This is a genomic window from Streptomyces sp. NPDC055287, from assembly GCF_053646035.1.
The window spans coordinates 113,608-138,194 of record NZ_JBSHNE010000015.1 but is presented as its reverse complement, the minus strand read 5'-3'; the positions used below and the strand labels follow the sequence as shown (position 1 = coordinate 138,194).

Below are 24,587 nucleotides of genomic sequence, written 5' to 3'. Positions count from 1 at the left end.
CGTCCCGAGGTCCCGGATCCGCCCGGAACGCACTGGATCGAGCCCCTCGGCGAGGTCCTCGGTGACCGATCCACAGGGACACACCACACTGCGGACGGCCAGGTCCGGCAGCCGCTCCGCGGCACTCGTGAGAGCCGATGCCTCACGCCGTGCCATGTCACGGACCAGGTTCCGGGCAAGAACTGCGGGGCCGGAATTCACTCGGGTCGCACCCCCGTGCGCTGAGGGCCTTCGCGCCTGCCACACGCGACCGCGTCGGCACACAGCCGCACCAGTTCCTCCAGGCCACCGGTCCCGAACGCACGGGCGTCGCGTTGCGTGAGGCCGGAGGCGATCCAGGTCCGCAGGGCCTCGTCGCGCAGCGACGCGGCGAACACGGCGTGTTCTCCCTGAGGAGGAGGCCATGCGGCAGAGGAGACGTCGAGGCCGAGCAGATAGCCGGCTGCCCATACCTCCAATCGCACGCGATCGAAGGAGCGGGCCGTATCTGACCGCTCCCGGCCGGACGCCGGAGACCCGCCGTCCGTGCCGTCGCACGCTTTCATGGTTCGCTCCCGCATCGCAGCCGCAATGCGCCGCGGGTCGGCACCGATCAGTGGGGCCCAGTCCCGCCAGCCCCAGTTGAAGGGGTGTTCCACTGGTTCTCGCGACTGCTCGCGCAGGATTCGCAGCCCGCAGCGAGAGGCAACCAGCTCCACGGAGAACGGATGCGGCAGGGTGACGGACCGGTTCGGGAAGGAGCTCAGCCCCGGATGCCCGGACCAGTGCCCGCGGGGGATGCGCGCCTCCCCCGCGAACACCGTCGCCTTCCGCTGCCCGTGCGCGTCGTTGCCTGCGACGCTCGGGCCCATACCGTGCTCCAACAGATGTGGCACCACCGCAACGACGGATACTCCAGCCGCCTGGCAGTACTCGGCCACCAATTCGTCTTCGTCACGGAAGCTGTCCGGGTACTTCCGCAGGTGCTCCCCCAACCCGAGCGCAACCTCGGCCGGCAGCACCAGGCCCAGCGTCGGCACCCACTCGCGCAGAGTCAGCGGGGCCCAGGCTGAGCCGGCCACGGCTGCGCAACGCACGTGGTAGGCGTTGTGCGGGCTGTTCCAGTTCACGTAGAAGGCGATCGCATCTTTCTCTCGCAGGGCGACGAGGGCCTTGAGATGGCGTGCGAAGTCGGGCACCGGCGTGACGTCGTCCTGCAGTACCAGATGGTGTGTGGCACCCGGTGCCACGTCCGACCATGCGAGCTTCGCCGTACGCAGAGGGCTGGGCCCCGCGCGGGGGTCTGGGTCCCAGACGAGCCTGGGGCGCAATGGGTGCAGCGACGTCACCAGGTCGGCCACGCGCCGTCGGCGCGCCGGATGGCACATGACCGCCACACTGATCTCCGGCAGCGCGTCAGGCATGCGCGTCTCCTGGGGTGGCGGCAGCGTTAGCCGCGTCCATGATGAGCCGTTCAACGTCGCGCAGGACGCCCTCGATCGCGTCGGGCCCCACCACGCGCGTGTCCGCGGTGAGCGTGATCTGGAGTGTGTCAGCGTGGTCGTACACGTGGAAGGCTAGGTCCGCGTCACCCTGCTCGTGGGTGAAGTCCATCCAGGTGAACGCGCCGGTCTGCCGGTCATCGGCGGTCGGCCGTGCCTCTTGGGGCCGACGTTCAAGACGCAGGTCGTTGAACCAGCAGGTGCGGTGCATACGGGACCGGAATCCGCCGGCACGGGCGATGCCCCGTGTGAGAGCCGGCTTGTCGTACTGGGCGTACCGGTAGGCCAGGAGTGAGGCGTCCCAGGCACGCCGCACCACGGCCGGAAAGCCTGCCTCGGCGTCGGCTCCCCCAGGCTTCCCGTCGTCTCCTCCGTCAACTTCGAAGGAGAGAATTCCCTCCAGCGCAACGGGGCTGATGGTACTCCGGAACGGTTCACGGGTCCGGTTGCTGCACATCAGCATCACGCAGGGGCGGCGGGAACCGGTAAGCGTGCCCAGGGCGCTGCCGACCGCGGCGAGAAGCACACTCGTCGTGCTGACCCCACCCGTGCGAGCGAGACGACCCACGGCACCGAGCAGTGGCCGAGAGGTCAGCAGTCCCCGCCAGAAGCGGGGGCTGCGCTCGTCGGCCACGCGAGGAGACGCCTCCATGAGCGGCGCCGCACGCAGGGTATCGATCCAGTACCCGGTGGCGCGTTCACCGCGGGCCCGCCACGAGGCGGTTCTCTGCAGCGCGGCGATATCCCGCGGCTGAGCCGGCGGCGGGAGAGTCGGCTCCGACGCCTCCAGGCGGCCCAGGAGTTCATCGGCCACCCGCGCGAGTCCGTCGTTATCAGCGGCCATGTGCGAGACCACGAGGACAATGTGCGTCACCTCGTCGCCCGCATGCAACAGCCCGACGCGCAGCGGCGCTTCGTCGCCGTGGCGGAATCTTTGCGCGCACAGTTCCCCCGCCAGGTCGGCTGCGGATCGGTCTGTCTTTCCCGGTCGTGTGTCGGCGGGGCGCCAGTGCAGCGGTATACCGCAGCGCTCCAGCAGCCGTTGGGTCGCGGCACCGCCCTCGCCGTTGTAAAGGGTGCGCAAGGATTCGTGACGGTCGACGAGCCACTCCAAGGCGGCGAGAACACGAGAGGCCGGGTGCGGTGTCGGCAAGGCGAGGGTCCACCGGAGATTGAACTGGTGGTCATATGCGCCCAGGTCCCTCATGGCATCCCAGATGGCCTGCTGGCCCCAGGTGACGGGCAGCTCACCGGCGGGGACATCGCCCCAGGCCAGGTGGAGGCTCGTGGGCAGTGGCGATGCGCTCATAGCGTGTTCCTCAGCTCCTCGCCGTTGGTGGAGCAGCCGCCCATCGTGTAGTCGACTGTGGCGTGCCGGGTGCAGACCACCTCGATGCCGGCCCGGGCCAGGTCGATCGCGAAGGTGAAGTCCTCGGTCCACTGCATCTTCTGCCGGGCGCGGGAGAAGTCCTCCCGGAACGGCACCTTGTCGTGGATCTCCCTGCGTACGAGCAGCTCGTTGGTGTCCAGGCGCGCTATGAGTTCGCCGTCGACCTTGAACACGTCCCTGACCACGGGCGACCCCGGAACGAAGACACCCAGACCGACGAGTCGGTCGTAGGATTCCGAACGTGCCGCGCGGCCTTGGACGACAGGCCACCACGGATCCTCGCCGACGGGCACGAACTCCTTCCCATCGTCTGTCACCAGACGGCGCCAGCTGTGCGCCACGCCGACGTCCGGGGAACGTTCCAGAGCATCCACCAGGGTGCGCAGGTGCTGGGGGTGATAGGCGTTGTCATCGTCGAGTTGGGCGACGAACGCACCGTGGCTGAGGGAGGTCCCGATATTGCGCATCCGCCCCAGGCGGGAGGACAGGTACACGGCTTCAAAACCGGGTGTGCGCGGCTCGTTGTGGACGACAGCGTCTGCACGGATCGCCCTGAGTTCGTCCACGAAACCTTCGGTGGCGAGGACAGGGCAGTCATCACCGACAACGATGTGCTGGGTCAGCACGCCCTTCTGTGCTGCCACCGAGCGCATGCAACGCAGCAGCTCCTGTGGCCTGTTGTGAGTGAGAGTCACAACACTGACCAATGGTTGTGACGATGACCGGGAAGCTTCGGCGAGCTCCTGGGGCTGCCTGCCGGAGCGAGAGGCAGTCGTGGTCGTGGTCGTGGGTTCAGGCGACATGGTGATCGGCTCCTCCCTCTACCTCGGGCGTCTCCAGGGCAGCGAGAGTGGCTGTCATCGAGGTACGTATCCACGCGATGACTTCGGGCCGGAAGCCTACCGACCGCAACCGGAGCACGGCCTCGCTCTCCAGTTCTCTGCCGAAGGTCAGGGCTTCGCTGCGTTCCTGATCGGACGGGTTCTCGGGCAGTTCCACCGCGACGGCCAAGGCGAGCGCCTCGCGCAGCGCGTCGGCCACCGCGTCGATCCTGCTCTCAGGCACGGCTCCCGTCACCCCGCACCGGATGGCCTCCACGCCGAAGGCGACATGGCGTGACTCGTCGCGGGTCATGGCGACGAAGCCAGACCGGAGTCCCGGCAGGAAGGTGCCCGAACGCAGTGACGCGACCAGTCGGCGCTGGGCTGTCAGGGCCAGCACTCCCTCGGTGACGATGTGGAAGACCGCGACGGCGCGCAGCCAGTCGTCATGGCCGGCGTGCGGGGACGACAGTGGACGGATGAGGCGGGCCTCAAGGGCGTTCAGCCGTAACTGGGCGGGGGTCGAGTGCTGCCATGCCTCGCTCAGGGCGTCCCGTAGGTCTTCACCGCTGAGCCCGAGGACCTCGCTCGCGAGCCGGTCCATCAGCCGGGTGTGGCGCGACTCGTCTGCCGACTGGGTGCCGAGGAAGATCAAAGACGCTTCGTCGGGGGCACCGATCGCGATCGGTGCCAGCAGATCGAGTCCGGTGTACTCACCGACGAGAAAGTGGCGGACGATCCGTTCCAGTCGCCCCTTGGTCGTGTGCGGCACGCGCTGCCAGTGTTCGGCATCGCGTTCCAAATCCAGGTCCTCAGCTGACCAGTGCTGTTTGTCCCAGGAGCGGTAGAGCGTCTTGTACGTGGGACGTCGGGCGATAGTCAGCTGCGCGTGGCCGGCGATGTCATCCAGCGGCACGTGAGCCATCTCTGAAAGTTGGGCCTCGTCCATCAGCAGCGTGCTCCAGCGGGTCATGACACTCCAACTGAGTCGTGGGGCTCGGCGGTGCACTGAGGATCGATGAGGTCCGCCGGTGTGCGCAGGACATAGTGGTCGCCCAGGTCCGGACTTTCGTTCCGGTCGAGCTGGAACCCGGTGCGTTCGAAGACGTCGGAAGCAGGGGCGTTGCGCTCGCCCGGCCGGAAGATGCCGCGTACCTGTTCTCCGGCCAGGCCGAGTTCCCGAACGGTGGCGGCCAGCAGACGGGGGCCGACCCCGAGACCGATGACGCGGCAGCTCAGGACAAGGCACACCACCTGTCCGTCGACAACAGCACATCCTCCGACGAGTCCGTAGTCAGCAAAGCGGTCCGTAACATGGCACACCGTCATGCTGCCCGCGCGGACGAGCTTCTCCAGTTCGTCGCGCGCCGGCCTCCAGGGCGTGGTGCGGTACTGGGTAGTGCGGTGCAGGAGTTCTTGCAGACGTTCCACGTCGTCCGGCCGGGCTCTGCGCACCGCGATCCGTGCCTGCACCTCGTGCGCCAGGGTTCGCTCGTCCAGGCTCTCGCCGAGCTCTCGTCGTTTGAGCATCCCGCGCGTGGACTCTGTGCGTTGTGATGCCTCGACTCCGGCCGGAGGCCGATCGAGCAGCGGATCGTCGAGCAGCAACGCACGGAATGCGTGCACGGGCCCTTGTGCGATCCGGACCTGTGGGAGCGCTCGGTGCACCTCGTGCCGTTCCACGGGATTGTCGTCGAGAAAAAGAACGGCGTCGTGTGCCACACCGAGACTGTCGGCGATACGAGCCAGGTTGCGGGACTTCGCCTCCCAGTTGATGTGGTGAACCACAAAGTCGTCCGGTGTCAGGAGCAGGGGATGGCGGACCTTTCCCCACGCCCCCAAGGTCTGCGACTCGGTGCCCTTGCTCGCGGTAGCCAGAAGGAGGCCCCGGGACTTGAGCAGGTTCAGTGCCTGGTGGAGGCCGAGGTGGACCCATGTCGAGGTGTGATCACGGTCGAGCCAGGAGAATCCGTCCTCGGCCGCTATCCCCGGCCACAACGTGTTGTCGAGGTCTACGACGACGCACTTGACGCGTCCGCCTTCCGTGGCGGCGGTGTGCAGGTCGAGGTATTCGCGGGCCAGCAGGGATCCCAGCAGGGGGAGCTGATGCGGCTGTTCCCGCTCGGGGTCGGGGGCCCCGCCGTGGTGGCCGAAGGGGAAATACAGGTCGTCGAAGAGCTGTTCAGCTCCGTGCCGCGCCACCAATCGTTCCTCGTCCAGCAGCATCAGATGATCGTGCGCCCGCAGCGCCTCGTCGATCCCAGTGTTCAACTGGGACAGCATCTCCCGGCTGCCCGCCGGGGTTCTGTGCTCGAACCGCCCGTAGGGGGAATGTGCTGTCGGTCCGTAGTTGTGCACGATCCCCATGCCGTGGCCCCGGGTCGCCGCCGCCAGAGCGTCGATCCAGGAGTGGCTCACCTTCCGCATCCGTTCTGCCCGGGTTCGGCGCTCGTCCTCGGTGGCGAGGGGGCCGTGATCCCACAGCTCCGTCATATAGGGGTAGAGGGAGAGCTGGACGATGGTGATGTCCGGTCGGTGTTTGTCAACGAGCGCTGCCAGCCGTCCGCGGGAGTCCGGCCAAGCTCCGACGAGGCGTACGTCGAGCCCTCGCTCCAGCCCCTGTGCTACGAGTTCGTCCCGTGCGAACTCGGTCACGCATCCGCCGAGCGCGAGCACGGTGAGCTTCTTCAGTTGTTCCTTTCGGCCGTCGAGGAGGCGGGTTGTCAGGGCACGCGGTTGGAAGTAGTGCTGCCGGCCGAAGCCCCGCATGATCCCCGCTCTCTGGTCACGCGGGGTGGACACCGGCGCCGCGAGTGAGAAGAGTGCGTCTAGCCCGGCGCGCTCGTCGGTATCCGCCTCGACGACAAACCCTCGCCGGGTCAGGAACTCGAAAAGGCCCCCCTCGGAAAGCCCTGTCACCCCACGCATTTCTTTCTCGGTGAAACTCTTTGCGTCGGACAGACGGCGCAGAGCCCGGCCCAGCTCGGGTTCGACGGCGGAACGCTCTCCCGTGACGACATGCGTCAGCACGGTCGAGGAGGAGAGTTCGGTGAGAGCGAGGTAGGCACTGACCCGGTAGAGGGTGGTGTCAGCGCTGGGCATGGATACCTCCATCGGTCTCGGTCTGTCCCCTGCGCAAGTACCAGGGAGCGGTGAGGAGCACCGGCAGTGCGATGAGAGCGCCGACGGTGAGGGATGCCCCGACGAGAGTGGCTGCGGCGAGTGAGGCACCGGCCACTGCTCCGACAAGACTGAACGCGTCGGTCAGGGGGATGAGGGCGGCGTAGTAGTGGCCGGCGAGTTGGGCGGGCAGGCGGCGCTGAGCTTCGGCGAAGAACACGGCGGTGGCGACGGATTCGGTGATGCCCGCCAGGAACAGCAGAAGCAGTGCGGTGGTGGCCGACGGGACGTGGACGAGCGCCACCCACAGGACGGCTTCGACGGTGTTGCCGAGAATGTAGAGGAGGCCGCTGTGCAGACGTGCGAATCTGCCGACCAGGACCCCGCCGACAACGGCGCCGACGGCCATGGAGCCCAGCAGGTAGCCGTAGAAGCTGGAATGTTCGGGGAACGCGTCGGCCGCGAGGCGGAGCAGAAACATTCGTCCCACCGCCACGGCGGCGACGTAGGTGAAGCCGGTCAGAGTCAGCCCCAGCAGGAAGCGGTCGCGGGTGACAGCGGTGGTCATGCCGCGGATCCCGGCGGTGTAGGCGTGACGCAGATGCCGAGCGGCAGCGACGAGCTTGCCGCCAGTGCGTTGGGATCCTTGTCCGTCGGGCGCTGAGGAATCCTGCGGCCGCAGGATGGAACCGAGGGGAGAGGCGGGGACGAGGAGCACGAGCCCGGCGGCGGCCAGGCAGGCGACGGCTTCGGCCAGGAAGGCCACGTGGAAGCCTGCGGTGGTGACCAGGATGCCTGCCAGAGGTGGGCCCACGAAGACAGGGAGGCGTTCGACGGTGACGAGCACTCCGTTGCCGGCGAGCTCCTCGCCCTCCTTCAACACCAGTGGACGCAGCGCGAGGCGGGCGGGTCCCGCAAACATGTGACCGATGCCCACGAGCAGGCTCAGCAACTGGATCTGCCACAGCGCCGTCGTCCAGGGCATGAGGGCGATGACGAGGGCGCTGCCCAGGGCACTGACGACGGCAACGCGCCGGGGGTCGTGTCGGGCTACGGCGTCCCCGGCCACGGGGCCGAGCAGCATCCCCGGGATCAGCCGAGCCGCGAACGCAAGACCGGAGGAAGCGGTCAGGCCGTACTGGTCGATGAGGATCAGGGGCAGGGCAACCGCTGTCATCGCGGCACCCAATTCGAGGAAGAAAATGCTGAGGAACAGTGCGTTGCGAGACAGCCCGCGTGAACGGACCGGGGCCACCGGCTCCGACTTCGTCCCTTCGCTCTGCGCGCTCTGCTCACCCAAGGCGTCACCCATCTCGCGGCTCTCTTCCGTGCGCGTTACTTTTCGAGGAGAACGGAGGCGTAGTTGCCGCCGAACCCACAGGAGTTGACCAGGACGCGCCCCAAGGGGCGTGGGAAACTCTTCGTGCTGACGCGCACCCCCGTAGCCGCCGTCATCGGGGTACGGCATCCAGGGGTGCCCGGCACGACGGATCTCCGTATGGCTTCCACCGCGTGAGCGACAGCCGCTAGAGCAGAAGTGTGCAGAAGGTGCCCGAGGGCCCCCTTGTGGGAGAAGACCGGTACCTCCGTCCAGCCTCGCTCCTCTCCGAGCAAGGCCAGTTCCTTCAACTCCACCGCGTCACCGAGCGCGGTGCCTGTGGCATGGGCACAGATCGCGTCGATGTACGAGCCGTCGGGGCCGTCCGCCGGGCCCAACACCGCGCGCAGTACTGCACCCACGGCGCGTGGGTCGGATTCGGTCCGGCTCGGTTTCACCAGGCATGCGGTGGCGGCGACCCCGACGGCCCCGGTGACCTCGCGGCGCGCCGCGTCATCAGCCCGTTCGAGTACGAGGGCTAAGGCACCGCGGCCGATAGCCATGCCATCACGTTCCGTGTCGAGTGGTCGTACGGTGCTCCGGGAAAGCACACCGACAGCGTCAAGACTGATCTCCTCCATGAGGTCGGGAACCGAGGCGCCCGCCACGACGACGACGTCGCACTGACCCGTGACGAGCATCTGCACCGCCAGGCGGATGGCGAAACCGCCGGTGGCGCACGCGTGGGACACCACGGTGACCGGAGCCAGTCCTGCACGGGTGGTCAGCACCGCCGTGTCGGCGCCGTGCAGAAAGGGCGAGAGCGACGCGTTCCCGACGGCGGCCTGCGCGCACAGCAGGACGGACACACCGGCATCGGAACGGGCCTGACTGGGTGGGAACCCGGCGTCGGCGAGCGCCCCGTCGATGACGGTGGAGAGGAGAGCGGGCTTCGACCAGGGAGGCGGCGACGCCGCGTACGCGCCCTCCTTCACGGCCGCGTGCCACAGGCCGTCGGCACCTTGGTGCTCTGCGAAGCGGGCATCGATGCCGGTGATCAGCGCACGCGGCCGTCCGTGGATGTGCTCAGTCGGCATGGTGCGCTCCTTGCGCGGCCATACTCCGGCCCGCTTCGGCGTGTTCGGACAGCACGGATCGCACGGCACCACGGTCAAGCTTGCCACTGGTCAGGCGTGGGAGTTCTTCGACGGGTACGACCACGCGCGGGCGCAACGCGGGCGGCAACAGGTCCCGGACGGCCACCCGCCATGGCGCGAGGTCGGTCTCACCGGCCGACACCACCATCGCGCCCAGCCTTGTCGTGCCCCGCCGGTCGACGACGGCGTCCACCACCACTTCGCCGACCGAGCAGCGGTTACTCACGAGCGCCTCGACGTCGGCGGGGATGACCGTCTCTCCGTGAATGGTGACGCGGTGGTCGAGCCGGCCCACTATGTGGAGTGCGGGGCCCCGCCACTCGGCCTGATCACCCGTGGCCAGCCAGCCGTCGGAGCGCGGCTGCGGCCGACGACTGGCCCCGAAGTAGCCGGACATAACGCCCGGACCTCGGACCAGCAGTTCGTCGCGGCTCTGCTCGATCATCACCTCGGTGCCCGGCAGGGGCAGGCCGACTGTGCCGGGGTGGAAGTGTCCGGGTGCGTTGAGCGCCACGTTGGGTCCGGCCTCGGTAAGTCCGTACCCGTTATGCAGTGGTGCTCCCCACCGCGCGCATCCCTCCTCGATCCAGGCCGGCAGCGGTTCCCCTCCGCAACCGCGGAACCGCAGCCGGGCGAACGCCCGGCGCTTCTCGGGAAACCGCTCCAGGCGGGAGAGCAGCGCCGCGTACAGACCGGGCACTCCGTCGAGCGTCGTGATGCCGTTGGAGGTGAGCCTGTGCATGACGGTGAGGGCGTCGTTCGTCGTCTCGACCCACAGCCGAGCACCGGTCAGGCGAGCCATCCCCAGGACACTGAATCCGTACGCGTGGCTGAGCGGCAGGGGGAGGCACAATTGGTCAGTGTCATCGGTTCCCATGCGCTCGGCTGTGACCCGGTACTGGTACTCCTGGCTCTGCTCGCTGAGCAGGACCAATCGAGGATCACCGGTGCTGCCCGAAGTGAAGCAGGCGACCGCCGTGTCGGCGGGAAAGCGGTCCTGCGCGGCGACCGACCGGGGCGTCACCTGCGGGCCCGGCGGGCCCTCGCTCACCTCGCACGCGACCGGAAGCCAGGAGGTGCGCGCATACGGGGAGTGCAGAACAAGAGTGGCGCCGGTGCGCCGACATGCGTCGGCTGCGGCCAGGAAGGCGATTCCGCTGGTCGTAGGGGCGAGGACACCCAGGCCCGGCTGCGCTCCCGCCCTGGCGACCGCACGCGTCACGTCGTCGACGGCGCGCCGCAGCACCAGGGAATCGGCCGGCTCCCCGTCCACCACGAGACGGACCGCTGAGGACCGGTGACTCATGCCGTGTGCCCCAGACCCCGCTGTGCCGCCTGAGACAGATGCGAGTCATCCGCAGGGACCACGACCAAGGCCAGACGACCCGCGCGGGCATGCTCGCGGGCTCGCGCCAGGGCATGCTCCAGCTGTTCGGGCACCTCGACCCTCTGCGTATCGTCGAACATCCGCTCAAGGGCGGGCAGACTTCGCGAGCGGTCGTCGAACGACATGAGGGAAGCGGTGGCGTCCCGCTCGGCGCGCGGCCAGCCCCAACCACCGTTGTCCCACGTCACGACCGTGAGGCCGATACCGGCCTGCCTGGCCGTGGCCAGTGCGGCAAGACTCATCTCCAGAGCACCGTCGCCGCATGTCACCACCGTCTCCAGGGTGGGATCCGCGAGACGCACGCCCACCGCGGCGGGAAGCGCGAAACCCATCATGGTTTGCTCGCCCGGCGTGAGTGCCGTCCCCGCGGGACCCAGTTGCAGGCAGGCATAGTGGTAACCCCACAGGTCCTGCAGTCCGTTTTCCTGAACGACGCACCAACGGCCGTCTCCGTACTCGCGGGACAGGGCACGCAAAGTCGCGGGCACCAGCCCCGACGCGTCGCACTGCTTGAACACCTGGTCCCTGCAAGCGCGCCACTCTTCCGGCCAGGGCTCCCTCGTCGGCTTTGCCTGACGCGCCACTTCCAGGAGCAGCAACTCGGCAGTATGAGCGGCGTCGCCGTCGAGAAAGCACTCGGCCGGGGGGCCGAAGAGCTGCGCCTCGTGGTCCGTATCGACCCGCACAACGGGTGTGTCACCCAGAAGTTCGTCCCAGCCGTCCCGCGCGGTCTCCTCCATCCGTGTACCGAAGGCAAGCACGAGATCACTTCGCCGGAGCGTGTCGTCCATGGCCGATTCGCGGTAAAGACCGAGCAGACCGCAGAAGTTGTCGCCGGCTTCGTGGAACCGATTGCCGACCTCAGGCACCGTTCCTCGACCGCTGGCCGTCGCGAACACTGGCGCGTCCAGTTTTCTGGCGAGCTCCCACACGGCCGGGCCGGCACCCGCAGCATGCGCTCCGCCGCCCACCACGACGATCGGCCGCAGGGCGCGTTCCAGCAGGGCCCCGGCGTACAGGAGCGATTCCTCCGCGGGAGTGGGAGTCCGGCGGGCTGTAGATGGCCGTACGAGGACGGCGTCACCGTTGACGGCAGCGGGCAGAGGGACTTCGGCCACGTCGGCGGGGATTTCGATGACGGCAATGCCCGGCCGGGGGCCCGTGGTCTGCCACACGGCCGACTCGACCGCCCAGCGCAGTTGATCGCCGGTGGCCAGGACGTGGTACCAGACCGAGAACTGGCCCAACAGTTCGCGCTGCGACAGTTCCTGAAATGCGGCCCTGCCCCGCTGGTCCCGGGCGGTCGCCGAGGTGACGAGCACCGCGGGCAGCCGGAGTGAAGCCAGCTCCGCCAGGCCGGTTAGTGCGTTGAGGACGGAGGGGCCCGTGGATACTTCGATCACGACAGGCCGATGTTTCGTCCGCACGTACCCGGCAGCCACGCAGCCCAGCGTGCGCTGGTCCCGCGGTACGAGCACGCGGGTGTCCTTCCGCCGGCAGGCCGCATCGACGAGCGACGGAAGATCGGAGGGGAATCCCATCACCATGTCGATACCCAGGCAGCTGAACTCCGCAGCCATACGGTCCCAGAACCCCTTCGACACTGACGGTCACCCTTTCTGTCCTGCACATGTGTGCATCGAATCCGTAGCCGCGGTTCGCGAGTCACGGAGTCACGGTCATGAGCTCCGCGGTCAGCTCGAACAGGGAATCCGAGCAGCGGATCCGCAGGACGGCCGCGCTGCTCGACGAGCCGAACGCGAGAGCGGCCCACGCGGCCTGTTCGGCTGAGCCCGCGTCCTGGGGGCCGCAGTGGAAGTACGCCTCGTAGTACGCGAGTGAGCCGTCCGAGTGCGCCATCAGCAGCCGACTGGGTTCCAGCTCTGTGGACGCCGACGGGCGCAGCCGGTGCTTACGGCCCTCGACGCGCCGGGTATACAGCTCGCCGGCCACGGCGCAGTACTCGGCGACCGCGAAGTGCAACGGTGTGTGGCTGGTGAGGCTGGGAAAGCCGGCCAGAACGTCGGCGACTGCGGCCGGCGCGTCACTCCACCAGGGAGGCTCCGGGACGCGTGCCACCCGTGCGGACGACGCCCCCGGCGGCTGCGCGGGAGCTCCGTGCAGGACGCGGACGACGGGCTCATGACGGCTCACCCGTCGCTGCGCGATGCCGGTCATCGGGCAACACCTGATATAGGCGAGACGTCTTCCGACGGATGCCGTCCCGCTTCCCGAGACAGGAGAAGGGGGCGCGCCACCACCTCACCCTTTTGCCAGAGTGCGCTGGCTCGTTCGCCGTAGCCCCCGAACGGCTGGTTGCCGTCCTCGACGTCGAAGGCGGTGCGCGGGCCGCAGTTCACGGACATCCCGAGGACGGAGTCCTGCAGTGCGGGTTCGCCGTAGACACTGACGTACATACCGCGTGCGGTTTCCGTCTCGCTCTCCAGCCAGGCGCGGACTTCGGACGCGTCTGCATAAGCGGCCAGGCACAGTACCGGAGAGAAGAGTTCAGGCGGATGGGTCTCCGAAAGGTGTGGGAACTCAAGGACTGTGGGCTCCAGCCAGCTGCTCTGCACATCGATACGTCCGCCACTGAATACTTTTCCCCGATGTGATTCGATGAATTCTACTGCTGCGTCGAATGCGTCGTCGTAGAAGAGAGCAGGGGAGATCAGGCCGGACTGTTCCCGGGGGGCACGGGGAATGCGACCGAATGCCGCGGACAGCTCTTCACGTATTTCCGGGTACAACGAGGTATGGGCGATCAGAAGGTCCGGGCAGAGACAGTCCTGGCCTCCGTTGAAGAGGCGAGCCTCGACCGTTGCGCGGACCACTTCCGAGACATCCGCAAAAGGCCCGGCTACCACCGGATTGGGGCCGGATCCAAAGCCAAGAATGGGGATGTCGGCGGGAATCGCCTCTCTGATGCTGAGCAGGTTCTCGTAACGCCCTGTAAACACCACCATCCGTGCCACCCGGCACAGCTCTACGAACTTCCGCTGGGAAACATCGATTAAAGAAACCGGGTTGTGAGGCATGTCCTTCAGAAGGTCTTGGAGAGGGAGCACCACGTCTCGGGTCCGAGCCGATGGCCGTATCAGCACCTCGTCGCTCCACAGCCCGGGCATCAGACCGAACAGAACATAGGAGTAGAACACGTTGTTCGACGGCAGGAAAGCACAGACGCGCCCCCCACCGTGGCCGGAGAACTGCTCCGCCTCCCGCCGGCCTCCGCGCAGCGTGGTGATCGCGGAATCAAGCTCGGCTACAGCACTGTCCCGGGTGGCCATTGATGTGAGCAGACCTAACAGATCTTCCGACCGTTCCAGGAGCCATTCCGCCCAAGTGGTGCACAGAAATTCTATGTGGCCCAGATCGAGCCCCGCGTCGATGGTCTGACTTCCGGAAGACGCACTATGCACTGCTTCCCCTCTCGACTCGGATTGCCCATGTTTCGACGTGCAGTTGCGAAGGATCACGAACACAACCAGGCAATAAACCGAGCTGCCGAATTCTTCACGCAGGGACGACGCCCATGCCATGCGACCCACACCAGCTGCCGCCCAGAGTTCCGTGGACATGCGAGCATTGCTTTAGCAGTGCTCGCGACGGCTCGTCGGTTCAGCGACTCCGCGGCGCCTTCGCACACATCGAGATCGGATACATCTCCGCCTTTTCGACTTCAACAGCCTCTACAGGTTCCCTGCCCTTGTCAACGGCGAATCAGGAGGTCGACCACATACTGGCGTGCGCCCGCTATGCCCTGTTTGCGATAACCAATTGAGTTGACTGCGGACGAAGATCAGCAGGCCCAGGAGCACGTCCGGTAGACCAATGCACCGACTGGGGGACTATTACGCCACTGCATGCCAGAGTCGGCTGGCCGAATGAGTGACCGAAAACTATACCCCCGCCAAACCGGGGGAAATCGCAGCGTCGATCCGATCTGACACTGCTGACATCGCGCACGTCTTCGGTGGTGAGCGTCGGGATTGCGGATGCTCGTCGAACTGACCGGAAAATGCGACGACCCCCCAGGGGGAGACTCTAGCTTGGCCGGATCGATGCGTCGGAAGCACAACGGAGGAAGAGATTGCGCCATCTCGCCCCTCCAGCCCCAGAGACGATCCGACGGGGTGAACCGTGCGGTGATGCCTGATCTCGCCCCACTTCCCGCCCCGCGCGACAGCCCCGGAGTTCGGCGAAGGTGAATGAATGGGCAGCGGCGTAGCCGTGTCGGAGGCCGCGCGAGTGGCGGTGCCAGCTGTGGCACAGCCCCTCGCACGGCCTCAGGTGCTGGCACCCGCTCTTTGAGCGCAGGCGGTCAGCGCGTCGCGCAGGATGCTGTCAGCGTGCGTGCCATGCGGAGCAGTTCACCGGTCACTTCGGCCTTGTCCCAGCGGATGCCGGTCTTGACGCGCAGCTCCAGGAGGGCTTGCCCTGCGCACGACTTTTCTCGCCCCTGCCGGGTGCAGCATTGTCAGCTGCTGGGAAGTCCCGGAAGGACGGTGCCGGTGTAGGCGGCGAGCACGCTGCCCAGAGCGCCGCTGACTACCGGTGAGTTCAGGATGCCGATGACCGAGGCGCCCCATCGCTGAAGTCGGCCCGGGTCGGGAGAGCCGCCGACGCCTTCCTGCTCGATGCGGGTGGCCAGCTCGGTGAACTCGGTCGCCTCGTCCTCGGGCAGGTCCAGGATCGGGGCGGCCTGGCGCAGCGCACGGGCAAGCATGACGGCGGCTGCGGGGTCGATGCCGTCCTTCGTTGTGGCGGCGTTCATGGTGCAAGCGCGGCTGTTTGCCGCGATGTTCCCAGCGTTCTCACCGATGTGGAAGGTGACGTTGCCGCCAGGGGGGCCGGTTGATGTGGTCGCTCACGCTTGCCCCAGACAGGACGCAGTTGGTGCCCTCGGTGGTGAGGGCGATGGTTTCCGGGGCGGCATCAGAACGTTCCAGGAGCTTGTGCTGGAGGAGTTGGCCGACGGTCGAGGTCGGCCTGCTCCCGTGTGCCGGGTCAGCGATTTGGCTCTTCGTTCCCCCGGGCGGGACGGCTCCTGCTCCTGGTCTTGCTTGGGTCTCGGCGGTGGCCGCTCTCGTGCCGGGTGCAGATCGCGGTTCGTGAGGGGTGCGGCTGCCGCCAGCAGGGCGATGAGCAGTGCGGAGAACGCTGATCGATGGTCCAGAGCTGCCCCGTCCACTGATGCACGATGGGCCCAGGCTCGGCAACTGGCCCGTCGAGTCATTCGAGCGAGCTCGGTGATGAGCACCCGATGGAGCTGCCTGAAATCAATGTCATCCGGTAGCCGGCGCCCGTGGGCAAGGCGATTGGTGTCACCTCGGCCAGGCGCACCATCCACTTCAACATCACGGTGAATGCGCTCAGGGCGCGCGTCACAGCTCCACTCCGCCGACGAGCTGGTCCCGCTCACCCCGAATGCCGGTCACCCTCGGTCCACAACCCGCACTTCGCCGTCAACGTCTCCCCCGTGCCGCTCATCGTTGTGCGGCGCATCTCCCCGCACGACGTCCGGTTCACCACCGAGCAACACCACTTCGCCGCCTACCGGGAACACTTCGGCAACTGCACGAAGAAGGCCGGACCCCTGCCAAGCCCGCCAGGGCCTACCGCCACTACGCCGCAGCCGGGAAGCCACGCCAGAGCTGACAGTTCAGGGCCACTCCCGCTGGGCTGACTCGGGCGGTCACAGGGTGCCCGCGGTCGCCCAGGAACGAAACAGCGTCAGCGGGAGTTGGCACCGAGGACGGCGAAGCTGCGGTCGCGACCGCAGCGGGCAACGGCCAGTCAGATCAGACCGCGGGGAGGCCCTGAACTCCAGACTGCCCTACGTGAGCTGGTCCTTGTGGCGCGAGTGCCGCTGCACGGCCGCGTCCAGCTCCTGGCCCACCGGCTGGGGCAGTGGCTGCCCCAGCGCCCAGTCGATCACCGCTTGTGCGACCGTGTGCAGCTTGGTGTTGGTGCGCTGGGACACCTCGCGCAGCACCTCGAACCCGGGGGCCGACGGTATCCGGTGGGTGGCGATGAGGACACCGATGGCCTGGTCGACCGTCGCGTGGGAGTCGACGGCATGCTGCAGCTGGGTGTTCTCCTGCTGAAGGCGGTCCGCCGTGGCGTCACGCGTGTCGTCGGGCAGGGGCCGCTGTACGCGGGAAGTCGTCACGACCGGTCTCCATGCAGAGGCGAGGTTTCCAGTACGCCTGCCTCGGACGGGAATAGCAAGACACTTTCAGGGCGGCGAGAAGAGCACATAGATGTGAGAGGGCTCTTCGCCGACCATGGTCAGCGAGAGCCCGAGAGGCTGTTTTCCCAACCTCTCCCCTGCCGAGTCACCCACAGCGGCCTCGTTCACACCTGTATACCGTCGCGGCAGCCGGGCTCCGGTCCGTCCGGGAGAGAGCGCAGGGATGACTGGTGATCTGGATGGATGAGAGGCAAGCGTCGACGCCGGGCGAACGTAGGGCACGCCTCGTAGATTGATCAATGTGCGGGATCTGACGACAACAGCGGGGAAGCGTGTGATGCCATGACCCTCGATTACGCGGCGGTGTTCGCCGCCACGCCCAGCCCCTATCTGGTGCTCGACAGGCTCTTCGTCATCCGCGATGTCAACCACGCCTACCTTCTGGCGACACGGCGCACGCGGGAGGATCTGATCGGGCGCTACGTTTTCGACGCCTTTCCCGACAATCCCGCTGATCCCGAGGCCGACGGAGGGTCGCACCTTGAGGTCTCCCTGCAACGAGTCCTGGCCTCCGGCGAGCCGGACTCCCTTGCGCTGCTGCGATACGACATCCCGCTTCAGGGCCGGCCCGGGGCGTTCGAGAAGCGCTGGTGGTCGACGATCAATACCCCAGTTCTCACGCCGCAGGGAGCAGTGGCCTGGATCATCCACCGGGTCGAGGACGTGACCGCGTTCGTGAAGGTCCGCCATCGGCGCCAGGCGGTGAGCGAGCGCGAAGAGGGGATGGAGGCCGAACTGTACGCGCGTGCCCGCGACCTGCAGCGGCTCAACGACGAGCTACGCGAGGCACACACCCGGGAACGTCAGGTGGCAATCACCCTGCAAGAGGCCATGCTCCATGCCCCGGACCTGGTCAAGCACCAGGACATCGCGGTGCGCTACCTGCCAGCCGTCGGATCACTGAACGTGTGCGGCGACTGGTACGACATCGTGGACCTCCCAGATGGCCGCTTCGCCGTGGGGGTCGGCGATGTCGTCGGCCACGGCTTGGAAGCCGCCGCAGTCATGGGAATGCTCCGCAGCGCCCTCAGTGCCGCGGTGCGGGCCGCAGCGGGACCCGCGAACGCACTGGAAGTACTGGGCCTGTACGCGCGCTCCGTCGAAGGGGCTCTTGCCGCCACCGCAGCCCAGAGTGTGATCGACACCAGCCGCCGGCTGATCACCTACAGCAGCGCCGGGCACCCCCCGCCCGTCCTGATGCACGCCGACGGGACCTACGACCTCCTCGACCAGGCCACCGACCCACCACTGGGTGCCCGCCCGGAACACGTACCGCGCCCTCAGGCCAGCCGCTCCTACGGCCGCAACGCCACGCTCGTTCTCTACACCGATGGCCTCATCGAACGCCGAGGCGAAGACATCGATACCGGCCTCATCCGCCTCACCGACGCACTGAGCCGGTACCGCCATCTCGGAGCGGAGCGCCTCGCAGACGCTGTCCTGACACAACTCGACGTCAGCGGCGGAGCCCGCGACGACATCGCCCTCGTCATCGTCCGGCTCTGACCAACCCGCCACAGTGGGACCTAGCAAGGCAGGTGGAAGGCGGCTGGAGGGGACAGCGTGGTGCGGGAACGGAGGGTCGTTGGATGGCCCCGCACCACGCCGGCCCGCCGACGCCACCACAGGCACCTGCCCGCCAGCATGCCCCACCCCCAACAACCCTGCCCTGACCGAACAGCCGCCCACCACGCTTCACCCGACCGGCCCGTAACCCGGAGCCCACCCGCGATGTTGAGCCGGTCGAAGCGTGCCATCCGGGGACTTCGGATTGCGCGCTGTGGGGGCCCCAACGGACCGCGCCTGGCCCGGGGCCCCCACCCCAAGCCGCACCACCGCAGAGCCCAAGGGGCCACGACCTACACAGCTCTAATGCTCCGGCCGGGCGCAGTTGTGTGCCGATCTTGATGACCGCCGCCGGGCCGAGCAGGGCCTCATCCCCGCTGAAGCCCGCCCTGCGCAAGGCGGCAGCCGCCGCCTGCTTCGCCTGCTGCTCAGCGCTGTGACCGTCGTCAGCTTCCGCCTCCAGACGGATGCTGAACCTGCCGTCGTCGACGATAAGGACATCCAGATTCTCCCACCGGCCCGGCCCGGCGCTGCATGCTGCGGGCCGGCCGAGTTCAACTGCTTCATCAGTGCCATACCTTCGCTCTCGGTGATTCGAGCAGGGTGCACGCCGCTGTAGGAGCACCCTGTCTGCAGTACGCCACAGGCCCTACAGGGCGAAGACGCGGCGGGCGTTGCCGGACAGGAACAGCGCGCGGGCCTCGTCGTCCAGCTGCAGGCTGTCCAGGTGCTCCAGCGCCTGGGCAGGAGTAATCATCGGGTAGTTGGTGCCGAAGAGGACCTTGCGCCGCCCCCGGCCGCGCAGGTACTCCACCAGCTCGGCCGGGTAGCGGCGCGCGGTGTAGGCGCTGGTGTCGATGTAGACGCTGGCGTGTTTGTCTGCCACGGCGATCATTTCCGTCGTCCAGGGGTAGCCGATGTGCCCGCAGACGATGGTCAGCTCCGGGAAGTCGAGCGCGACCTGGTCGATGTAGGGGATGGGGCGGCCGGTCTCGGACGGCCGCAGCGGCCCGGTGTGCCCCACCTGCGTACAGAAGGGCACGCCCAACTCCGCGCACGCCGCGTACAGCGGGTAGTAGAGGCGGTCGGTCGGCGGCAGGCCCCAGAGCCACGGCACGATCCGCAAGCCCACGAAGTCCAGCTCCTGGACCGCCCGCCGCAACTCGCGCACCGCTTCCATCGGGCGGTGCAGGTCAGCACCCGCAACACCACGCAGCCGGCCACCGGATTGCGCCACAAAGCCAGCCACCTCGTCATTGCTGATCAACGCCCCCTGCGGCCCGTACCAGGCCGCCGACAGACCGATCTCCACGTCGGCGGCCTTCAGCGCCCCGAGGGTCACCTCCACCGGCAGCGGTTCCTCCAGCGGCTGGCGGCCGGTCCACCGGCGCAGCGACTCGAACATCTCGTGGTTGGAATGACGCAACGTCGGGTGCTGCATCCACGCGTCAATGACCAGCGGGATCTTGTATGCCCTGGTCGTCGCTGCGGCACTGCTAGGGCTGGACAAGGCGCGGGCGGGCACACTCTGTGCCGTACGCACCGCCTGGCTGGTAGTCCTTGCCCTGGGGAGAACTCGCCATCGCCACTGTCTTCCCGACTTCGATCACCAGGGAGAGCTTCGGTTCGGAATCACTAATCGGCACAGCCGCCATCGCTGTGTGCGTGTGCATCGCTCTCGCATGCGCCGCCGAGATCCGCACCTTCTTCCGCCACACGCCGACGGACCCGCATAGCTGACAGCGCTTATGAACAGGTTCGGCGTTCCTGCCGGCTCGCTGGCAGCGAGCTGCCGTCGTAAGCGCCGCCGGAGCGCCGCGCGCAGCCGCTGCCGCAACCGGCGGTCACGGTTTGCAGTCCGTGTCTTCGTCCGGGAAGAAAAGACCCTCAATCGGTTCGCCGAACACGGCGGCGACCTTGAACGCGAGCGGCAGGCTCGGGTCGTAGCGGCCCGTTTCGATGGCGTAGACCGTTTGCCGGGACACCTCGAGGCGGTCAGCGAGGTCGGCCTGACTCCAACGGCGCACCGCCCGCAGTTCCCTGAGCCGGTTCTTCACCGGGTTCGCGGGGTCTTGAACAGCAGGGCTGCGATCCAGATCAGGACGCTTCCGATGAAGCTGAGCTGGACCAGCTGGCGCAGGTCGCCCACCCCGGCCGCCTGGAGAAGTCCGACGGTGTAGATCGCCATGATCAGCACGCCGAACCCGATCGCCAGGGCCTCGAGCTGGCAACGACGCTGGTACTCGTCGGCGCGGCGCAAGCTCCTGATCACGGCCCGCACAATCCACAGCCCCGGGGCGAGGTTCAGCAGCGACCACAACAGTTTCCATGAGTCCGCCGAACCGAAGAGGCCGAATTCTGAGATCAAGCTGAGCAACCCGAGAACGATGACCGCCGGCAACCAGTCGAGGAACCACGCGCGGACGCGGGCCGTGTCGCTTCGGCTCTGGCGGTTCTCTGGTGTTTTCTCCATGTGGCAAACGTAAAGGGAACTTGTCTCAATGTAAATGGTCCTTGTCAAATGGACAAGGGTAGTTGACGGTCGTCGCCGGTCCGGCGAAGGCATCACCGGGCGCGGCGCTAACGGAGGATCCTGCACGGATCCGCCCTGGCCCCCCGAGAGCAACTACGACCCGGCCCGCGCCAGGTCGTGCAGCTTCGCCAGCGCGGCGAGGGCGCCGCGCGCGCTCGGAAGGTAGGACACGCTGACGGGCCGCCGGATCTTCCGGGCGGCCCGTCAGCGTGTGGAATCAGGCTGGGAGGGCGTCGAGGGCGGCCTGCCACGGATGCGCGTCGAGGTCGCCGTGGCGAGGCCGGTGCGGCGCGAAGCCGCCCTCTCCGAGCAGCACTGTGACGCCCGCTTCGCGCAGGACGTCGACGTGCCCGGGGATGGCCGGGTGCGCGGCCTGGGCGTCGTTGAAGAGGGGAAGCGCGACGATCGGCAGGCCCAGACCGCTGCCCTCGGTGATCAAGCCGAGCGCCAGTGTGTCGCTGAGGCGGTGGCCCACTTGGCGAGCGTGTTGGAGGTGAGCGGGGCGACCAGGAGCGCGTCCTGCGCTGGCAGGACGTCTTCCTGGGAGGGCAGCTTGTACTGGTGGCGGACGAGGTGATCCGGGATCTGTGGACAACTTCGCCGACAAAAAGTCCGTGGGCCGCGCCCGACAATGGGGCGCGGTCGGTGCAAGCGCGTTGAGCAGGCTGTCCGCGCCGTGCTCGACCTGTGACCCATGGCAGAAGCTGGAGACGGCGCAGCGACGACCGCAGGTCGGGGGGCCGCGAGCGTTGCTCCAGGCGGGCTCGGTGTGCACGTGCTTGCGCGCGGGAAGAAGATCGGAGCACTCTCCGGCCGGCTCCTGGTCACCGACCCCGGCACAGGCGAACAGTGCGAAGTCGATGTCCTGAAAGAGCTCTGGCACCCGCCGAAGTCCAGCGAGTACGGCCCGGTCCTGTCGCTGGACAACGTGATCGGAACAAAGGTGCGGGCGCTTGCCGACAGAGGCGCGGTCCGCGATCTGATCGACGTCCACGCCGCCTCTCAGCACCGCTCGAAGGCCGACCTCGAGAACCTCGGTCGTCGCCACGCGCGGTTCGCTTTCAGTCTGGACGATCTTCACGACCGCCTCGCCGGTGCGGAGTGGTGGGACGACCAGGACTACGCCGAATACGGCCTCGAGCCCGAGCAGATCGACGCCTTGCGGACGTGGGCTCTGGACTGGGCCACCGACATCGGTGCACGTCTACAGATTGACGAGGATCCCGAAGATTGACGAGGACCCCGACAACCTCTGACCGGAGCTCCGGTTCGCCCGCACTGAAGCAGACCCCGTACACCAGCGAAGCTAGGGTCAGCACGGAAGGCGGTGGAGATCGAGCAGCGGCGTGCCGAGGGGCTGCCGGTCGAGTCGTCGGCCGGGGCAATGTCGTCGGAGCGGCGCGAGTAGCTGGAGGAGATCGACCTCGGTCCCGTCGGCCCGCGGAACGTGAGGAACAGGCACTGTGCAGTCGTGTGAGGTTGCTGGATCGTGGTGGTCGAGGCCGAGCCTCTTCGCCAGCGCCTGGAGCTCGATGGGCCGAGGGCTCGCGGTGGAACAGCAGACCAATGCCGCGACGGCGACAGTAGTGGAAGCGCCGAGCACAGGTGCTGAGACACGCCGTCGCCTCAGTCAGCCTTACGGGGCTGGTCGTCCTTCCGCGCAAGAGCCTCAGACAGAGGGGTACCCCAGGCGGTCGATGAGGGATCCCCTCGGACCGGGCGAACTTGCGGGCCGCCACGGGTCAGCGACGTTCCCGGGCCGTTTTGGCCACCGTCCGTACGAGGCCGATCAGACAGGTCAGCACCGCGGCGCCTGCGGCAAGGGGTTCGGCCAACCTCGGGTAGAGGAGGCAGCCATCTACAGAGTCGGTGACCGCCCGCCGGGCGGGCGATCGTGGGTGGGCAAATTGGCCAACTGGCTTGGCCCGTCAGCAGACTGGCACCGACTACGCCGTCCGGACGGCCTACGGGGGCGCGGGCACGTGGCTTGGCCCGGACCGGCGCGTTCGGGGCCTTGGGTCGACTTGCAGGCTGGAGACGATCAGGAAGATCAGCGCCGCTGACCTTCTGGGCAGAACGTCCCTGTTCTAGACCACTGCCGAGTCCCTGGCCGGCGTTGGCCGCGCGCTTGGGGCGGCCTGTACCGGCTGCGCCGACTGCATGGCCGGAAGGTGCGAGGCGGCCTCGGCGGAGGTGTAGGAAGAGGCGAAGGTGAACGCGCGCGGCGACGGCCCGTGCGCCCGCAGGTCCGCCAGCCGCTCCAGCGCTTCACCGACCGTCGGGAGGTGACCGGTGGGGACCCACCAGAGCACGAGGTGCGCCTCCACGTGTCGTTTGAACCATTCGCGGCGTCGCCGCATCACCTCAAGGTGCCCGCTGCGGTAGGCGAAGTCCCACAGGGCCTCCTGGGTCTCCCACACCGACAGGTTGACAATGATGTCCTCGCCCGCCGGGCGCAGGCCGGTGGCATCGGCCGCTCCCTCCTCCACAAGCCGCCACACGAAGCCAGGCGCGCCGTCGGCGGCCGCGTTGACCGGATCGAGCATCTCGACGAAGGGAGCCACGCGCGGGTCGTCCAAGGGATGGCGGAGCGTGGCTACGTTGAGTTGGGCGAGTTGGGCGGCGTGCGCAGGTGTGGTCATGACCTCATCCCAGCACGGCCCGCACTTCTATGTCAATGATCATTATTTTTAGAATCCTCGACCACCACGCAGCACTCCCCCGGTCGAGCGTCCATGCGAGCGCGGACGGGGCCGTCCGCACCGAGCAGTCCCTCCAGCAACGCGAGATTCATGCCGCAGACGAGTGGCGGGAAGCGTTCGGCGACGGCGTGAAACGGGCAGTTGCGCATACGGATGACGCGCGCAGCCGCCCCGTCGGCGCCTTCGGCGTCCTGGACGCCGTCAGCGCTCTCCAGGTGCGGCTCGTAGCCGCGGGCGGCCAGCGTCTCCACGGCCTCTTCGAGGTCGCCGCACGGCGCCGCCGCGCCACGCAGGCCCTCACCCCGGCGTCGCGCGGCCGCATACAGCCCAGCGTCGAGCCCGGCCTGCTCGGCAGCCTCGGCAAGCAGCTCGGCGGCAGTGCGGTAGTCGCGCGCAGGCAGCGACACCGACAGCTCGGCCCGCACTCGTGTGTACACCTTGGCGGGACGGCCTGCCCCCGGCCCTGAACGGCCTGTCAGGCGGCGACTACCGCTCTCCAGGAGTCCGGCTTCAGTCAGCCTGTCCAGATGATGCGCAGCAAGAGTGCGCGTCACCCCGACCGCCTCGGCGGCCTCGTTGCGGCCGACCTCACGGCCCCGTGCCGCCACGTACTCATATAGGCGGCGCCGCACCGGATCCTGCAATACCGCGATCGCATCGATGTCCTTCACAGAGCCATTCTAGGAACAACACAGGTAGGTGATAGAAAAGCGGGCGGCCAGCGGCCCCGGTCGACTGGACGTGCGCCAAACTCGCGGCCGCCCCCGGCCGCGGTTGTGGAACGGCCGCCCCCGGCCGCGGTTGTGGAACCAGTCGACGCTCAGTAGAGGCCGACGACATGGCCGCACCGCCGTCC

General features: G+C 67.8%; 22 protein-coding genes and 1 pseudogene. 3 read left to right on the top strand and 20 right to left on the bottom strand.

Annotated features, from left to right (window positions below; genetic code table 11):
- Positions 1-197 precede the first annotated feature (197 nt).
- The 13 genes from ACWIHY_RS23755 to ACWIHY_RS23695 all read right to left on the bottom strand — a co-directional run bounded on the left by ACWIHY_RS23755 (position 198) and on the right by ACWIHY_RS23695 (position 16,065).
- Positions 198-1,403 carry a hypothetical protein gene (locus ACWIHY_RS23755; RefSeq protein ID WP_454377671.1) on the bottom strand — a complete coding sequence of 402 codons (1,206 nt, stop codon included), beginning with the start codon at positions 1,401-1,403 and terminating at the stop codon, positions 198-200.
- Positions 1,396-2,790, bottom strand: coding sequence for a condensation domain-containing protein (locus tag ACWIHY_RS23750; protein ID WP_454377670.1), 1,395 nt, complete (start codon positions 2,788-2,790; stop codon positions 1,396-1,398). The genes ACWIHY_RS23755 and ACWIHY_RS23750 overlap by 8 nt, the downstream gene beginning before the upstream one ends.
- On the bottom strand, positions 2,787-3,674 hold the full coding sequence (locus ACWIHY_RS23745; protein ID WP_454377669.1) for a glycosyltransferase family 2 protein: 888 nt from the start codon (positions 3,672-3,674) through the stop codon (positions 2,787-2,789). Before ACWIHY_RS23745 ends, ACWIHY_RS23750 begins: the two co-directional genes overlap by 4 nt.
- Positions 3,664-4,665, bottom strand: coding sequence for a ribonucleotide-diphosphate reductase subunit beta (locus tag ACWIHY_RS23740; protein WP_454377668.1), 1,002 nt, complete (start codon positions 4,663-4,665; stop codon positions 3,664-3,666). The genes ACWIHY_RS23745 and ACWIHY_RS23740 overlap by 11 nt, the downstream gene beginning before the upstream one ends.
- On the bottom strand, positions 4,662-6,794 hold the full coding sequence (locus tag ACWIHY_RS23735; protein WP_454377667.1) for an HAD-IIIC family phosphatase: 2,133 nt from the start codon (positions 6,792-6,794) through the stop codon (positions 4,662-4,664). Before ACWIHY_RS23735 ends, ACWIHY_RS23740 begins: the two co-directional genes overlap by 4 nt.
- Positions 6,781-8,124 carry an MFS transporter gene (locus ACWIHY_RS23730; protein WP_454377666.1) on the bottom strand — a complete coding sequence of 448 codons (1,344 nt, stop codon included), beginning with the start codon at positions 8,122-8,124 and terminating at the stop codon, positions 6,781-6,783. The genes ACWIHY_RS23735 and ACWIHY_RS23730 overlap by 14 nt, the downstream gene beginning before the upstream one ends.
- Positions 8,125-8,147: 23 nt before the next feature.
- The gene (locus tag ACWIHY_RS23725; RefSeq protein ID WP_454377665.1) at positions 8,148-9,227 is read right to left on the bottom strand and encodes a beta-ketoacyl synthase N-terminal-like domain-containing protein; all 1,080 of its coding nucleotides are present in this window, start codon (positions 9,225-9,227) and stop codon (positions 8,148-8,150) included.
- Positions 9,217-10,593 (bottom strand): class I adenylate-forming enzyme family protein, encoded by a 1,377-nt coding sequence (locus ACWIHY_RS23720; protein WP_454377664.1) that lies wholly within the window; start codon positions 10,591-10,593, stop codon positions 9,217-9,219. Before ACWIHY_RS23720 ends, ACWIHY_RS23725 begins: the two co-directional genes overlap by 11 nt.
- Positions 10,590-12,254 carry a thiamine pyrophosphate-binding protein gene (locus ACWIHY_RS23715; RefSeq protein ID WP_454377663.1) on the bottom strand — a complete coding sequence of 555 codons (1,665 nt, stop codon included), beginning with the start codon at positions 12,252-12,254 and terminating at the stop codon, positions 10,590-10,592. Before ACWIHY_RS23715 ends, ACWIHY_RS23720 begins: the two co-directional genes overlap by 4 nt.
- A gap of 85 nt (positions 12,255-12,339) precedes the next feature.
- Positions 12,340-12,852, bottom strand: coding sequence for a hypothetical protein (locus ACWIHY_RS23710; protein WP_454377662.1), 513 nt, complete (start codon positions 12,850-12,852; stop codon positions 12,340-12,342).
- Positions 12,849-14,255: an aldehyde dehydrogenase family protein gene (locus ACWIHY_RS23705; RefSeq protein WP_454377661.1), complete on the bottom strand. Its 1,407-nt coding sequence runs from the start codon at positions 14,253-14,255 to the stop codon at positions 12,849-12,851. The genes ACWIHY_RS23710 and ACWIHY_RS23705 overlap by 4 nt, the downstream gene beginning before the upstream one ends.
- Before the next feature lie 899 nt (positions 14,256-15,154).
- The gene (locus ACWIHY_RS23700; RefSeq protein WP_454377660.1) at positions 15,155-15,451 is read right to left on the bottom strand and encodes a hypothetical protein; all 297 of its coding nucleotides are present in this window, start codon (positions 15,449-15,451) and stop codon (positions 15,155-15,157) included.
- Between the two features lie 458 nt (positions 15,452-15,909).
- Positions 15,910-16,065: a hypothetical protein gene (locus ACWIHY_RS23695; RefSeq protein ID WP_454377687.1), complete on the bottom strand. Its 156-nt coding sequence runs from the start codon at positions 16,063-16,065 to the stop codon at positions 15,910-15,912.
- Here ACWIHY_RS23695 and ACWIHY_RS23690 point away from each other — a divergent pair.
- The gene (locus ACWIHY_RS23690; protein ID WP_454377685.1) at positions 16,040-16,363 is read left to right on the top strand and encodes a DUF6875 domain-containing protein; all 324 of its coding nucleotides are present in this window, start codon (positions 16,040-16,042) and stop codon (positions 16,361-16,363) included. The genes ACWIHY_RS23695 and ACWIHY_RS23690 overlap by 26 nt on opposite strands.
- A 150-nt stretch (positions 16,364-16,513) precedes the next feature.
- Here the strand turns inward: ACWIHY_RS23690 and ACWIHY_RS23685 are convergent, their stop codons facing one another.
- Entirely contained in the window at positions 16,514-16,849 is a 336-nt protein-coding gene (locus ACWIHY_RS23685; protein WP_454377659.1) for an ANTAR domain-containing protein, read from the bottom strand.
- A gap of 363 nt (positions 16,850-17,212) precedes the next feature.
- Between ACWIHY_RS23685 and ACWIHY_RS23680 the strand changes: the two genes are divergently transcribed.
- Entirely contained in the window at positions 17,213-18,436 is a 1,224-nt protein-coding gene (locus ACWIHY_RS23680) for a PP2C family protein-serine/threonine phosphatase (protein ID WP_454377658.1), read from the top strand.
- A gap of 709 nt (positions 18,437-19,145) precedes the next feature.
- Here the strand turns inward: ACWIHY_RS23680 and ACWIHY_RS23675 are convergent.
- The 4 genes from ACWIHY_RS23675 to ACWIHY_RS23660 all read right to left on the bottom strand — a co-directional run bounded on the left by ACWIHY_RS23675 (position 19,146) and on the right by ACWIHY_RS23660 (position 21,504).
- Complete coding sequence (locus tag ACWIHY_RS23675; protein WP_454377657.1) at positions 19,146-19,937, bottom strand: amidohydrolase family protein; 792 nt, start codon at positions 19,935-19,937, stop codon at positions 19,146-19,148.
- A gap of 403 nt (positions 19,938-20,340) precedes the next feature.
- Complete coding sequence (locus ACWIHY_RS23670) at positions 20,341-20,553, bottom strand: helix-turn-helix transcriptional regulator (protein ID WP_454377656.1); 213 nt, start codon at positions 20,551-20,553, stop codon at positions 20,341-20,343.
- Positions 20,550-20,969: a hypothetical protein gene (locus tag ACWIHY_RS23665; RefSeq protein WP_454377655.1), complete on the bottom strand. Its 420-nt coding sequence runs from the start codon at positions 20,967-20,969 to the stop codon at positions 20,550-20,552. Before ACWIHY_RS23665 ends, ACWIHY_RS23670 begins: the two co-directional genes overlap by 4 nt.
- 277 nt (positions 20,970-21,246) lie before the next feature.
- Positions 21,247-21,504, bottom strand: a complete 258-nt coding sequence (locus tag ACWIHY_RS23660) for a hypothetical protein (protein ID WP_454377654.1) — start codon at positions 21,502-21,504, stop codon at positions 21,247-21,249.
- Between the two features lie 330 nt (positions 21,505-21,834).
- Between ACWIHY_RS23660 and ACWIHY_RS23655 the strand changes: the two are divergent.
- Positions 21,835-22,263 (top strand): annotated as a pseudogene (locus ACWIHY_RS23655) (nucleotidyl transferase AbiEii/AbiGii toxin family protein); the annotation flags it as partial.
- 853 nt (positions 22,264-23,116) lie between these two features.
- Here the strand turns inward: ACWIHY_RS23655 and ACWIHY_RS23650 are convergent.
- Together ACWIHY_RS23650 and ACWIHY_RS23645 are read right to left on the bottom strand one after the other, a co-directional pair.
- Positions 23,117-23,671, bottom strand: coding sequence for a DUF3291 domain-containing protein (locus tag ACWIHY_RS23650; RefSeq protein ID WP_454377653.1), 555 nt, complete (start codon positions 23,669-23,671; stop codon positions 23,117-23,119).
- Positions 23,672-23,703: 32 nt separating this feature from the next.
- Entirely contained in the window at positions 23,704-24,402 is a 699-nt protein-coding gene (locus ACWIHY_RS23645; RefSeq protein ID WP_454377652.1) for a helix-turn-helix transcriptional regulator, read from the bottom strand.
- Between the last annotated feature and the right edge of the window lie 185 nt (positions 24,403-24,587).

Coding starts and splice junctions, on each gene's coding strand:
- ACWIHY_RS23755 (WP_454377671.1), bottom strand. CDS start 1,403: ATGCCTGACGCGCTGCCGGAGATCAGTGTGGCGGTCATGTGCCATCCG.
- ACWIHY_RS23750 (WP_454377670.1), bottom strand. CDS start 2,790: ATGAGCGCATCGCCACTGCCCACGAGCCTCCACCTGGCCTGGGGCGAT.
- ACWIHY_RS23745 (WP_454377669.1), bottom strand. CDS start 3,674: ATGTCGCCTGAACCCACGACCACGACCACGACTGCCTCTCGCTCCGGC.
- ACWIHY_RS23740 (WP_454377668.1), bottom strand. CDS start 4,665: ATGACCCGCTGGAGCACGCTGCTGATGGACGAGGCCCAACTTTCAGAG.
- ACWIHY_RS23735 (WP_454377667.1), bottom strand. CDS start 6,794: ATGCCCAGCGCTGACACCACCCTCTACCGGGTCAGTGCCTACCTCGCT.
- ACWIHY_RS23730 (WP_454377666.1), bottom strand. CDS start 8,124: ATGGGTGACGCCTTGGGTGAGCAGAGCGCGCAGAGCGAAGGGACGAAG.
- ACWIHY_RS23725 (WP_454377665.1), bottom strand. CDS start 9,227: ATGCCGACTGAGCACATCCACGGACGGCCGCGTGCGCTGATCACCGGC.
- ACWIHY_RS23720 (WP_454377664.1), bottom strand. CDS start 10,593: ATGAGTCACCGGTCCTCAGCGGTCCGTCTCGTGGTGGACGGGGAGCCG.
- ACWIHY_RS23715 (WP_454377663.1), bottom strand. CDS start 12,254: ATGGCTGCGGAGTTCAGCTGCCTGGGTATCGACATGGTGATGGGATTC.
- ACWIHY_RS23710 (WP_454377662.1), bottom strand. CDS start 12,852: ATGACCGGCATCGCGCAGCGACGGGTGAGCCGTCATGAGCCCGTCGTC.
- ACWIHY_RS23705 (WP_454377661.1), bottom strand. CDS start 14,255: ATGTCCACGGAACTCTGGGCGGCAGCTGGTGTGGGTCGCATGGCATGG.
- ACWIHY_RS23700 (WP_454377660.1), bottom strand. CDS start 15,451: ATGAACGCCGCCACAACGAAGGACGGCATCGACCCCGCAGCCGCCGTC.
- ACWIHY_RS23680 (WP_454377658.1), top strand. CDS start 17,213: ATGACCCTCGATTACGCGGCGGTGTTCGCCGCCACGCCCAGCCCCTAT.
- ACWIHY_RS23675 (WP_454377657.1), bottom strand. CDS start 19,937: ATGCAGCACCCGACGTTGCGTCATTCCAACCACGAGATGTTCGAGTCG.
- ACWIHY_RS23665 (WP_454377655.1), bottom strand. CDS start 20,969: ATGGAGAAAACACCAGAGAACCGCCAGAGCCGAAGCGACACGGCCCGC.
- ACWIHY_RS23650 (WP_454377653.1), bottom strand. CDS start 23,671: ATGACCACACCTGCGCACGCCGCCCAACTCGCCCAACTCAACGTAGCC.